This is a genomic window from Symbiopectobacterium sp. (assembly GCF_047692315.1).
Classification (GTDB): Bacteria; Pseudomonadota; Gammaproteobacteria; order Enterobacterales; family Enterobacteriaceae; genus Symbiopectobacterium.
Genome location: NZ_JBLLJS010000001.1, coordinates 73403 through 85604 on the forward strand (window position 1 = coordinate 73403; position 12202 = coordinate 85604).

The 12202-nt window shown below is 54.4% G+C and carries 5 protein-coding genes, 1 other RNA gene and 6 pseudogenes; 8 read left to right on the top strand and 4 right to left on the bottom strand.

From position 1 onward, the window contains the following. The first annotated feature begins 372 nt into the window (after window positions 1-372). From ACMZI0_RS00425 to ACMZI0_RS00445, 5 genes and pseudogenes are all read left to right on the top strand, one after another. Window positions 373-1307: pseudogene (locus tag ACMZI0_RS00425) on the top strand (TIGR01212 family radical SAM protein). An 85-nt stretch (window positions 1308-1392) separates the two neighbouring features. Further along, window positions 1393-3741: an aerobic respiration two-component sensor histidine kinase ArcB gene (gene arcB / locus ACMZI0_RS00430; protein WP_415671542.1), complete on the top strand. Its 2349-nt coding sequence runs from the start codon at window positions 1393-1395 to the stop codon at window positions 3739-3741. Window positions 3742-4081: 340 nt separating this feature from the next. Next, window positions 4082-4735 (top strand): isoprenoid biosynthesis glyoxalase ElbB, encoded by a 654-nt coding sequence (gene elbB, locus ACMZI0_RS00435; protein ID WP_415671551.1) that lies wholly within the window; start codon window positions 4082-4084, stop codon window positions 4733-4735. Next, a pseudogene (gene mtgA, locus ACMZI0_RS00440) lies at window positions 4732-5443 on the top strand (monofunctional biosynthetic peptidoglycan transglycosylase). The gene elbB and the pseudogene mtgA overlap by 4 nt, the downstream one beginning before the upstream one ends. A gap of 367 nt (window positions 5444-5810) precedes the next feature. After that, a pseudogene (locus ACMZI0_RS00445) lies at window positions 5811-6824 on the top strand (alginate lyase family protein). Between the two features lie 62 nt (window positions 6825-6886). On the opposite strand, the gene dolP reads toward ACMZI0_RS00445, so the two are convergent. The 4 genes and pseudogenes from dolP to ACMZI0_RS00465 form a co-directional block, all read right to left on the bottom strand. Then, a complete protein-coding gene (dolP, locus tag ACMZI0_RS00450) occupies window positions 6887-7459 on the bottom strand; it encodes a division/outer membrane stress-associated lipid-binding lipoprotein (protein WP_415671543.1) in 573 nt (190 codons plus the stop codon). An 11-nt stretch (window positions 7460-7470) separates the two neighbouring features. Continuing rightward, window positions 7471-8061, bottom strand: a complete 591-nt coding sequence (gene diaA / locus ACMZI0_RS00455; protein WP_415671544.1) for a DnaA initiator-associating protein DiaA — start codon at window positions 8059-8061, stop codon at window positions 7471-7473. 81 nt (window positions 8062-8142) lie between these two features. After that, window positions 8143-8497: pseudogene (locus ACMZI0_RS00460) on the bottom strand (YraN family protein). Next, window positions 8494-10346, bottom strand: a pseudogene (locus tag ACMZI0_RS00465) (penicillin-binding protein activator). Before ACMZI0_RS00465 ends, ACMZI0_RS00460 begins: the two co-directional pseudogenes overlap by 4 nt. A 62-nt stretch (window positions 10347-10408) precedes the next feature. Here ACMZI0_RS00465 and rsmI point away from each other — a divergent pair. The 3 genes and pseudogenes from rsmI to ACMZI0_RS00480 all read left to right on the top strand — a co-directional run. Then, complete coding sequence (gene rsmI / locus ACMZI0_RS00470; protein ID WP_415671545.1) at window positions 10409-11302, top strand: 16S rRNA (cytidine(1402)-2'-O)-methyltransferase; 894 nt, start codon at window positions 10409-10411, stop codon at window positions 11300-11302. Window positions 11303-11321: 19 nt separating this feature from the next. Beyond that, window positions 11322-11700: RNase P RNA component class A (gene rnpB / locus ACMZI0_RS00475), an RNA gene on the top strand. Between the two features lie 256 nt (window positions 11701-11956). Next, window positions 11957-12202: pseudogene (locus tag ACMZI0_RS00480) on the top strand (ATP-binding cassette domain-containing protein); the annotation flags it as partial.

Genomic DNA, 12202 nt, shown 5'->3' on the forward strand with positions numbered 1-12202 from the left:
TATGAAAATAAATGATTTTTTTGAAAAAACTCCGTTGGGCCGCACATTGGCTGCCGAATGAAGTGTGAGCTGTATCACTATGCAAAAGCGTGAACATCTCGTCACCCTGCTGCGTTATCTCTTAACATTATAGAATATTCTGCTGTATATATCCACTTTTATATTTAATGAAACTCTTTTTAAGTAATGCTTCATCTTTTTTTCATGAAGCGCGCGTAAGGGATTAGAAACTTTAATCAGTGTGAATGTGAGTTTATTTTCACTAAAAGCGAATAAAAATTCATTTCATTGGGATGTGCGTGATTGATCGCGGTCATCGCGAACGCAGGAAGAGAAGGGTAGTCTGCTTTCCCTCGGGGGGTAGGTTAGAATATGCAATTGCAAAAATTAATCAATATGTTCGGCGGGGATTTGCAACGTCGTTATAGGGAAAAGATTCACAAGCTGACGCTGCACGGCGGATTTAACTGCCCAAACAGGGATGGCACGCTCGTGCGTGGCGGTTGCACGTTCTGTAATGTGGCCTCTTTTACCGATGAAGCCATGCAGGCGCCAAAGCATCGCACAGCAACTGAACACGCAGGCGGGCAAGGTCAATCGCGCCAAGCGCTATCTGGCCTATTTTCAGGCCTATACCAGCACCTACGGTGAAGTGCAGATGCTGGACCGGCTTTATCAGGAAGCCTTGCAACAAGCGGAGATTGTGGGGCTGTGCGTGGGAATGCGCCCCCGATTGTGTACCGGACAGCGTATTGGATCTGTTGGCGGGCTACCATGCGCAAGGGTATGAGGTATGGCTAGAGCTGGGCCTACAGAGCGCCTGGGATAAAACGCTGCACCGCATCAATCGCGGGCATGACTTCGCCTGCTATCAGGAAACGGTGAAGCGTGCACACTAGCGCGGCCTGCGCGTCTGCTGCCACCTGATTGTCGGGTTGCCCGGTGAGAATGCCGATCACTGCATGACGACGCTGCAACGCGTGGTGGACACCGGCGTTGAGGGCATCAAGCTTCACCCGCTGCACATCGTTGACGGCAGTATCATGGCCAAGGCCTGGCGTGCCGGGCGACTCAATGAATTGCCGCTGGAAACTTATGTCGCCACGGCGGGCGAAATGATTCGCCATACACCGCCGCAGGTGGTGTTCCACCGCATTTCTGCCAGTGCCCGGCGCCCAACGCTGCTGGCGCCGCTATGGTGCGAAAACCGCTGGACCGGGATGATCGAGCTGGATTTATACCTTCAGGCACACGGGGTGCAAGGCTCTGCGCTCGGTCAGCCATATCAACCGGTTATCCTCGGGTAACGTGAACGTGTTGTGGTGATTGTCTCACCGCATAATGCGGCGTTTTACGTTATGATGGCGCGATGGATATCCAAGGGAATTCTTTATGAAGCAGATCCGGTTGTTGGCGCAGTACTACGTCGATTTGATGGTAAAGCTCGGGCTGGTGCGTTTTTCATTGTTGCTGGCCTCGGTGCTGGTGCTGCTGGCGATGGTCGTGCAGATAGCAGTGACGCTGCTGCTGACCGGCAAGGTTGAAGACATCGATGTGGTATGTTCGGTATTTTTCGGCCTGTTCATCACCCCCTGGGCGGTCTATTTCCTCTCCGTGGTGGTAGATCAGTTGGAGGAGTCGCGCCAACGCCTGTCCAAGCTGGTGGCGAAGCTTGAGGAGATGCGCCTGCGCGACCAGACGCTGAACGAGCAGCTAAAGGGCAATATCGCCCAGCTCAATCAGGAGATTGCCGATCGCGAAAAAGCGGAAGAGGCGCGCCTGATGATGCTAAGCAAGTTGAAAGAGGAGATCGCCGGACGCGAACAGGCGCAGGTGGAGCTGGAGCAGCAATCGGCATTGTTACGATCGTTCCTTGATGTCTCGCCGGATCTGGTTTACTACCATAATGAAAATAAAGAGTTCTCCGGCTGTAACCGCGCCATGGAGCTGTTGTTGGGACGCAGTCAGAAGCAACTGGTTGGCCTGACTCCAAAAGACGTTTACACGCCCGATGTAGCGGAAAAAGTGATGGAAACGGATGAGAAAGTTTTCCGTCACAACGTGTCGCTCACTTATGAACAGTGGCTGGTCTATCCCGACGGGCGTAAAGCCTGTTTTGAGCTGCGTAAGGTGCCTTTCTACGACAGAATGGGCAAACGACATGGGCTGATGGGTTTTGGACGCGATATAACCGAGCGTAAGCGCTATCAGGACGCGTTAGAGAACGCCAGCAGGGAGAAGACCACTTTTATCTCAACGATCAGCCACGAGCTTCGTACGCCGCTTAATGGCATTGTTGGCCTTAGTCGCATCCTGCTCGACACCCACCTTGATGCGGAACAAGAAAAATACCTCAAAACCCTGCATGTCAGCGCTATCACGTTGGGCAATATTTTTAATGACGTGATCGAGATGGACAAACAGGAGCGCCGTAAGGTGCAGTTGGATAATCAGCCCATTGATTTTATTGGCTTCCTGGCGGATTTGGAAAATCTTGGTGGCCTGCTGGCGCAGCCGAAAGGGTTGCAGCTGGTCGTTGAGCAGCATCCACCGTTGCCACAGCGAGTGATTACTGACGGCACGCGTCTGCGCCAAATCCTGTGGAACCTGCTCAGCAACGCGGCGAAGTTTACTCAGAAAGGGAACATCGTGGTGCGTGTCTGGCATGACTCGGGTAGCCAGTTGCGCTTTGATGTCGAAGACTCGGGCATGGGCATTCCCGAAGATGAGTTGGAGAAAATCTTCGCCATGTACTATCAGGTAAAAGACAAACATGGCGGTAAACCGGCGACCGGTACCGGCATTGGCCTGGCGGTGTCCAAGCGTCTGGCGCAGAACATGGGCGGCGATATTCATGTCACCAGCACGCAGGGCAAAGGTTCTTGCTTTACGCTTACCGTCACTGCCCCTGCGCTGGAAGATGAGGTGATAGTCGGCGGAGAGGATGAGTTACCGTTACCCGCGCTCAACGTGCTGCTGGTGGAAGACATCGAGCTGAACGTGGTGGTGGCGCGTTCTGTGTTGGAGAAGCTGGGCAGCAGCGTGGAAGTGGCGATGACCGGGCAGGAAGCGCTGACGATGTTCGATCCGGACGAGTTCGATCTGGTGCTGTTGGATATCCAACTACCGGATATGACCGGGCTGGACGTGGCGCGTGAGCTGCGCAAAAAATACGCCGGGCAAGATCTGCCGCCGCTGATTGCCTTAACGGCTAACGTGTTGCGAGATAAAAAAGAGTATCTCGATGCGGGCATGGACGATGTGCTGAGCAAGCCGCTGGCGGTGCCTGCGTTAACCGCTGTTATCAAACAATATTGGGACTATCAGGATGAACCCGAGCAGGATGTGACGGATGACGCTGTACAGGAACCGGTTCGAGAAGCGTTGCTTGATATTCCCATGTTGCAACAATATCTGGATCTGGTCGGGCCGTCGCTGATTCATCAGAGTCTTGCCATGTTTGAGCAGATGATGCCGGGCTACCTTGCCGTGCTGGATTCCAACATGACGGCGCGCGATCAGAAAGGCATCGCGGAAGAGGGACACAAAATCAAAGGTGCCGCAGGTTCTGTCGGGTTGCGCCATTTGCAACAGGTGGCGCAGCAAATCCAGACCACGACGCTGCCAGCCTGGTGGGATAACGTGCAGGAGTGGATTGACGAGCTGAAGCACGACTGGCAGCACGATATTGACGTGTTGAAAGCCTGGGTGGCGGAACAGGAGAAACGTGCCCGCAAATAGCGGGCACGTGCGAGCCCAATGCATTTTTTGCTGTGTAAACAGGATGGGCTGAGGGCGAGACGGATTTTTCGGGAGCCTAAAAAAAAATGACCCCGACCGAGGCCGGGGTGCGCGAATTATGCGCCAACACTAGGGAAACTATGCACCTGCTTGATAATTATCAGCAGTTTCAGTTAGCAGGTGCGAGTATTCGCAACATCGTAAGGTGACGAACCGTTCAAGCAACAAAATAGCAAATGCAGAAATCTTTGTTACAAGAATCATTAAAATGTGTGATGTAGATTAGTGTTTGTCAATCAAAAAATCAATTAGTTGATGTAATGAAATGAAGGAAAATATGATGAAACGAGTCGGCATCGTTCTGAGCGGTTGCGGCGTCTATGATGGCGCCGAAATTCACGAAGCAGTGCTGACGCTGCTTGCCGTCGGTCGCGCGGGTGCGCAGGCAATATGCTTTGCGCCAGATAAACCACAATTTCATGTGATTTGTCATCTGACGGGTGAGGTAACTCATGAAAATCGCAATATTTTAGTGGAGTCTGCGCGCATCGCCCGCGGAAAAATCCAGCCTTTGTCCCAGGCCGACGCCAACCAACCGGATGCGTTGATTGTTCCCGGCAGTTTTGGTGCGGCGAAGAATTTAAATGATTTCGCTACCGAAGGCGCGGCGTGTCAGGTTGACGAATCATTGGCATTACTCACACAAGAAATTTATAAGCAAAATAAACCAATTGGCTTTATTTGTATCGCCCCGGCGCTGTTGCCGAAACTGCTGGGTGAACCGGTGAGAGTTACAATTGGTAATGATATTGATACCGCAGAATGCATAGAAGAGATGGGTGGCATGCACATTGTTTGCCCGGTGGATAATATTGTCGTTGATGCACAACACAAAGTGGTGACGACGCCTGCCTACATGTTGGCGAACTCCATTAGCGAAGCGGCCAAAGGCATTGATAAACTGGTTGAACGTGTTTTGGGCTTTACCGAATGAGATGGGGTAGCAGAAAACGCGGTGTGATCCCCGGAATAAAACGTTGGGTGATACGCGGTGTTTTCTCGGTGCTTGGCCTGTGGCTGGCCGGGATTGTGTTGTTTGCGTTTGTGCCAGTGCCGTTTTCTGCCGTCATGGCAGAGCGGCGACTTCTCCTACGTTGCGCGCTCAAGCTGGGTGCCGATGGATGAGATCGCGCCCGTGATGGCGCTGGCGGTGATCGCCGCAGAAGATCAAAAATTTCCGGAGTACGCCGGGTTTGATATGGCTGCCATCCGGGCCGCGCTGGCGCACAATGAACGCGATGGCGCACGGGTGCGTGGTGGTTCGACGCTCTCACAGCAAATGGTGAAAAACCTCTTCCTGTGGGATGGACGCAGTTGGCTACGTAAAGGTCTGGAAGCCGGTATTACGGTGGGCGTTGAGCTGGTATGGACCAAACGGCGTATTTTGACGGTCTATTTGAACATTGTGGAGTTTGGACCGGGCATTTTTGGCGTACAGCAGGCGGCGAAGCATTTCTTCAACAAACCCGCGAGTCGTTTGACGGCGGGTGAAGAGGCGCTGCTGGCGGCGGTGCTGCCAAACCCGATTCGCTTTCGGGTTAATGCGCCTTCACGCTATGTGAGCCAACGCCAGCAGTGGATATTGCGTCAAATGTCCCAGATAGGGGGCGAAAAGTTTCTGCGGACTAACGGGCTGCGTTGAAGGCTGATTTGGCCTTTGCCATTCGTGAGTCTGACTATCGTCGAAAGGGGAAGTTATGCAGGTGGGGATGTTTAACAGGCTGGCAAGCGTATGTGCGCTGATGTTGTGGGTTATTGGCGGTGTCGTGATGCAGGCACAGGCACAGGCACAGGCACAGGCACAGGAACGTCGTGATGGTCCTTATGCCTTTCTTCAGCAATCGGTTCTGATGACGGTCAAGCAGCAACTGCGACAGGGTTCGGAGAAACCCCAAACGCGGCTTGCTTACACCGAACTTATCGCTCAGGCAGAAAAAGCGCTCAACAAACCGAATCCCAGTGTGACGGAAAAGGGAATGACGCCACCCAGTGGCTCTAAACACGATTATATGAGCCTCAGCGTCTACTGGTGGCCCGATAAATCTAATGGATTGCCTTGGGTGCGCCGTGACGGCGTTATAAACCCCGTCAGCAAGAGTGATGACATCGACGGCGTTCGATTGGAGGATTTTACCGAGCAGGTTTACACACTGACGTTGGCCTGGTACTTCTCCGATAACGCCGCCTATGCCGATAAGGCCGTTTCACTGATTCGCACCTGGTTCCTCAATCCTGAAACCCGTATGAACCCCAATCTTGATTTTGCTTAGGGCGTACCCGGTATTGCGCCGGGACGCGGTGCGGGGGTGCTTGACGGGCGTTACTTCTCCACCCGTATTGTCGATGCGCTCATTATGCTGCGCGATTACAAGGGATGGACAAAAGAGGATGACGCACAGATGCATGAGTGGATGACGGCGTATCTGGAGTGGTTACAGGCCAGCAAGCTGGCGAAACGGGAATCGGAAGCGAAGAACAACCACGGTAGCTGGTACGCTGCACAGGTGGCCGGTATCGCCTGGTATCTCGATAAAAAAGACGTCGTCTCTGCGATAGCGGCGCTGCAACGCACCAAGCTGAATCATCAGATCCAAGATGACGGCGCACAGCCGGAAGAGCTTTCCCGTACTCGCTCCTTCCACTACAGCTATTTCAACCTGCAAGCCATTACCAATATGGCGATACTGGCAGATAAGGTGAGCGAAGATCTGTGGCGTTATCGCACGCCGCAGGGCAGCGGTATCGCGAATGCCTTTAATTTCCTGGCCCCCTATCTGGATAAAGATGACCGCTGGCCTTACAAATCGTTCGATCAGAAAAGCGCGCGGTTAATTCCCTTGATGCTCAGGGTCGATGAGGCCAAGGGCAATACGCGTTACCGCAATCGCATTGAAGAAGCGGGATTTTCCACCTTCCTGTTGGGGATGACGCGTGACAAGCAGGATGTGGGCGGCGAGATTGGTCAGGAGACGCGGCGTGACGTTTGGCTGCTCTCTTCGCTGGCAAGCGCGTCTGGCGCATAATTCGGTTGTGTTGCAGAATGAAAAAGGGCGCCTCGGCGCCCTTTTTCTTACCGGGAATACGACTATTCCAGATAGGTGAAGGCAGTGGTTACGTGCTTAACGCCACTCACTTTGCTGGCGATCTCTGCCGCAGAACGTCCTTCACGCTGAGTGACCAGACCGAGGAGGAAAACTTCACCGTTTTCTGTCGTCACTTTCACGTTGGATGACTTCACCGTATCGGTGGCAAGCAACTGGGAGCGGACTTTGGTGGTGATCCAGGTATCCATGGAGGCGGTACCCATTGAGACCGGCGTACCCTTACGGATTTCGTTATAAACTTCTGTGGCACCGTCTACCCCCATGGCGATCTGTTTGGCTCGGCTGGCCAGATCGGTGGTGGGTGCCTGGCCGGTCAGCAGCACCTTGCCCTGATAGGCTGTAGCAACGATGCGCGCCTCTTTGGACAACTGCTGGTCTTTGCTGATGGCGTTGGAGACACGGACTTCCAATGTACCATCATCCACCTGCGTGCCTACCGTGCGTGGGTCGGTCGCAGTCTTGGTTGCAACGGCACCGCCAACGGCAGCGACGCCAATACAGCCTTGTAGCAACAGGGCGATAGACAGCACGGCAAATGCAGAACATATCCTCATGGGGGTGCTCCTTAATCGTTCTGGTGTGGAAAAAGGGAATTATCAATCAAATCGCACAGGCAATTAACCGTCAGCATGTGCACCTCTTGCACGCGCGTACTGCGGTGCGAAGGTATACGAATTTCAACGTCTTGCGGGCCAAGCAGACCTGCCAATTCCCCGCCGTCGTAGCCAGTCAGGGCGACAATCGTCATATCACGCGTCACTGCCGCTTCCACCGCTTTCACGATATCGCGGCTGTTGCCCCGAGTAGAGATCGCCAGCAAAATATCTCCCGCTTGCCCCAATGCACGCACCTGTTTTGCATACACTTCTTCATGCAGGCGATCGTTCGCTATCGCGGTTAAGACCACATTATCCGCATTTAGTGCAATCGCCGGTAAACTGGGGCGTTCTGCTTTAAAGCGATTGATCATGCTGGCGGCAAAATGCTGTGCGTTAGCGGCGGAGGTCCCATTGCCACAGCACAGGATTTTGTTACCGTTGAGTAATGAGTGCACCAGTGCAGTGGCTGCTCTGGCGATCGCATCGGGCAGGGCTTCCGCTGCGGCGATTTGTGTTTGAATACTTTCGGTGAAACAGACTTTTATTCTATCCAGCACGTTGCGTTAACCTATTTTCCAAGCGATCCATTGAGCAAAAGCGATCTTTTTTCTGACAATTACACCGTTCAGGTGCGGTGTCTACGCGCCAAAGGCGTTTGGCAACCAATCATGGTGTGCGCCAGTAATGGCCAGTATATCGAATCGGCAGCTCGCCGTGTCAAAACTCTGCTGCCGCTGCGCCAACCACAGAGCGGCCGCAAGCCGTAACCGTTGTTGCTTGCGGGGCGTCACACTCTCTGCGGCTGAACCAAATTTTGCATTATTTGCGGTAACGTACCTCGACAAAGACCCAGGTGTTCCCATCCCGCATAATCAAATCCAGCTCACCGCCGCGGTAACTCACGTTGGCGGCAACGAACGTCAGCCCGGCGTGCTGTTCCAGATAGTGCCGGGCTTGTTGTTCATAGTGGGTGCCTGTCGTTCGTCGGTTCAGGGAACGGGCACCAACTGGCCCTGACGATATTGCAGCCAGGTTAATTGGCGATTGATAACGCAATCGGCGGTGGCGGTTAACGTCCCGGTCGCCCCCGCGATTTGCTGGCCAGATCCTTGACGCAAATCGGTAAAGTGATTCGCCAGCACCCAGGCATCCATCCCCATGGCGTAGAGACGCACCAGCGAGTAGTCATTCTTGAACTGGCTGGTGACCTGTTGCATCAGCGCAGGGTTGCTGCCTGCCAGCAAAGGAATTTCACTGAACTGGAGCCCTTCCATTTCAAGACGGAAATCCGGCCCCAGCCCTGCCTGGAAGCTACGCGAGCTGGCGTACAGGGCAGGGCGTGACTGCGAGGTGGTGCGCATATCGATCATCGGTTTAATCAGTGCCAGTTCATCCGGCGTCTCCAGAATGTAGACGGCGTCGACATTGCCGCTGCCGCTGGTGCTGATGGTCGGCTCAACCTGTGTCGGGATGGTTAATCCGCCAATGGTGGTGCCCGGTTATGCTGCTGAGTACATCACGTTGACTGGCTGACCGTTCAGGCTCAGCCCTGCCCCGCTGTTGATGGCCTGTTTCAGCTCTGCCGTATTGCCAAAGCGTTGTTGCAGCAGCGTATTGCCGCCCTGGCCCTGCCAGGCTTGGGCAAATGCATTGATGACGCGATCGCCCAAGACGCCGCGCGGTACCAGCAGTAGCGGCTGCTGTTTGCCTTGACGGTGGATAAATTGCGCAGCATCGCGCGCTTCATCTTCCGGTGATAGGGCAAAAAAGCACATGTTCGGGGTGTTTTACACATGCTCCGGCTGATTGAGCGCCAAAATGTTCACGGTGGTTTGTTGACTGGCGAGCTGCTCTACGTCGTTTTTCAGCAGTGGCCCGACGATGATCGATGCGCCGTCACGCTGTGCTTGCGCCACCAGATTGGCTACGGGTTGTGACGTGGTATCGTAGACTTTCACTGACACGCCGCTGGCGGCTTCAGGTATGGCCGCCGGTGCCGGTGATACGCTGGCAGGCGTGGCATAGGGGGCATTGGTTGACGTTGCTGCACCGTTATCTGCCGTCGCTGAGGTGCTATCGGCAGGTGCGTTATACGTCATGCTGGCCTGACCGCTTTTCGCGGTGTTTGCGCCGCCGGGTGGCGCGGATAACGCGTTTGCCAGTCGCTCAGTGCGGATTTCAACTGATCGCTCGATTCACGGTTGTTCTGGTAGGTAGTGAGTAAGTCCATCCACCCGGCCAGCACGTTTTCATTGGCGTTAATCAGAACGCTGCTGGCTGCCTGCGGGGACATTTGTGTCAGGGCAACCCAGGTCTGATCGATATTCTTTTGATGCTCGTCGCCTTTAAGCTGCGGCTCTTGCGCGATATAGGCGCGCAGCAGGTCAGCAGACGGCTGGCCCTGATGGGCGTTAATTTGTGCCTGATAGTAACGAGCCTGCTGATCGGCCGAGAGGGCGCTGGCGTCAAGTCCTTGCAGTGCGGCAGCCGTCCCGTTGCTGTCATTGTTGGCCGCAGCAATTTCTGCTTTCAGCAGTTGTTGCTCACGCTGTTGTGGTTGCGCCAACTGTGCAGGCAACGCGTTGAACTGCTCAGTTGCCTGGGGGAGCTTTCCTTCCTGAATAAGGGCACGAATCGCAAGTAATTGCCAGCCAGCCTTGTTATTATCTCGGCTTTGCTCCATTTGTTGCAGGTAGTAGTAAGAGGAGGCTCCGGCCTGACCTTGAACATCAGGTGAAGGCGGCTGTGGCGCCTGGCCTGGACATCCCGCAAGAAGCAGCGCCGCGAATAAAACAGAGGCGACACGCCCTGTTTGCGAACGGACGAAATGATTGGGAAGCATACTGTATCCTGTGGTTTTTTTATAAAGATGCTCAATATTAAATCGGCAACCCGGATGAAACAATGAATCATGAACAACAAGCAGACATTTCTGCATCCATGCTTTACATTGTGCCAACGCCAATTGGCAATCTGGGCGATATCACAGAACGTGCGCTGAGCGTACTCCGTGGGGTGGATGTGGTTGCCGCTGAGGATACGCGCCATACCGGCTTGCTATTGCAACATTTTGCCATCAGTGCGCGGTTGTTCGCACTGCACGATCACAATGAGCAACAAAAGGCGGAGCAACTGCTGGCGAAGCTCCAGCAAGGGCAATCCATTGCGCTGGTATCCGATGCGGGTACGCCGCTGATTAACGATCCCGGCTACCATCTGGTGCGCCGCTGTCGTGAAGCGGGGGTGCGCGTGGTGCCACTGCCGGGCCCGTGCGCGGCGATCACGGCGCTATCGGCGGCGGGTATCGCTTCGGATCGTTTTTGTTACGAAGGGTTTCTGCCCGCTAAAACCAAAGCGCGTCAGGACCGTCTACTGCAACTGTCTGAAGAGACACGCACGCTGATTTTCTACGAATCCACCCACCGTTTGATTGACAGCCTGGCCGATCTGGCAATGGTGCTGGGGGAATCGCGCTATGTGGTGTTGGCGCGCGAGCTGACCAAAACCTGGGAGTCGATTCAGGGGGCCCCTGTGGGGGAACTGCTGGCCTGGGTGAAAGAGGACGAAAATCGCCGCAAGGGCGAGATGGTGCTGATTGTGGAAGGCTTTCAGTCGGATGAGAGTGTGCTATCAGCGGAAGCGCTGCGCACCCTGGAACTGTTGCGCGCTGAATTGCCACTGAAAAAGGCGGCGGCGCTGGCGGCAGAAATCCACGGCGTGAAGAAGAACGCCCTGTATCGTTATGCGCTGGCGCAAAATGAGGCGGATGACGACGCAGAGGATGACAATCAGCGCTAATTCGCCTATCATTCGCGCCGGAGTTGACCAGACAGTCGCCGCTTCATTGTTGTCCCTTTCGGGGGAGACGAGTGGAGGGGAGGAAAGTCCGGGCTCCATAGGGCAGGGTGCCAGGTAACTCCTGGGAGGGGAAAACCTACGACCAGTGCAACAGAGAGCAAACCGCCGATGGCCCGCGTAAGCGGGATCAGGTAAGGGTGAAAGGGTGCGGTAAGAGCGCACCGCGCGGCGGGTAACCGTTCGCGGCACGGTAAACTCCACCCGGAGCAAGGCCAAATAGGGGTTCACATGGTACGGCCCGTACTGAACCCGGGTAGGCTGCTTGAGCCAGTGCGTGAGTACTGGCCTAGATGAATGACTGTCCACGACAGAACCCGGCTTATCGGTCGACTTCACTCACAACAAAACCCCGCTTTGGCGGGGTTTTTTGCGTATAGGGCGACGTATATGAATGACTGCCTGTTGTGATTTCTATCTGCTTACTCAACGAGATAAAAAATAACCTTGAGACAGATCTTGGGGTCAGTTAACCTTTGTAGCGGTGAACTTCTCGTCTCACCGGAGCGCATACTGAAAATGAACAAACACGACTGATGAATTCGGATCCTTGTAACGCGAATGCGTTATCGGGGATGGTTATTGATTTCATTCAGGAGTGCTCATGGCTCATTGTGCGGTTTGGTGGGGCGTAACGGCAGCGGAAAAACACGACTGCTACGACTGCTGGCAGGGCAGGAAACCCCAGCTTTTGGTCACATTGAACGCTCTGGTTCTCTGGTTCTCTGGTTCTCTGGTTCTCTGGTTCTCTGGTTCTCTGGTTCTCTGGTTCTCTGGTTCTCTGGTTCTCTGGTTCTCTGGTTCTCTGGTTCTCTGGTTCTCTGGTTCTCTGGTTCTCTGGTT

What these genes read in the sequence shown, in the direction of transcription:
- arcB (WP_415671542.1), top strand. Translation starts at nt 1,393, where the DNA reads ATGAAGCAGATCCGGTTGTTGGCGCAGTACTACGTCGATTTGATGGTA.
- elbB (WP_415671551.1), top strand. Translation starts at nt 4,082, where the DNA reads ATGAAACGAGTCGGCATCGTTCTGAGCGGTTGCGGCGTCTATGATGGC.
- dolP (WP_415671543.1), bottom strand. Translation starts at nt 7,459, where the DNA reads ATGAGGATATGTTCTGCATTTGCCGTGCTGTCTATCGCCCTGTTGCTA.
- rsmI (WP_415671545.1), top strand. Translation starts at nt 10,409, where the DNA reads ATGAATCATGAACAACAAGCAGACATTTCTGCATCCATGCTTTACATT.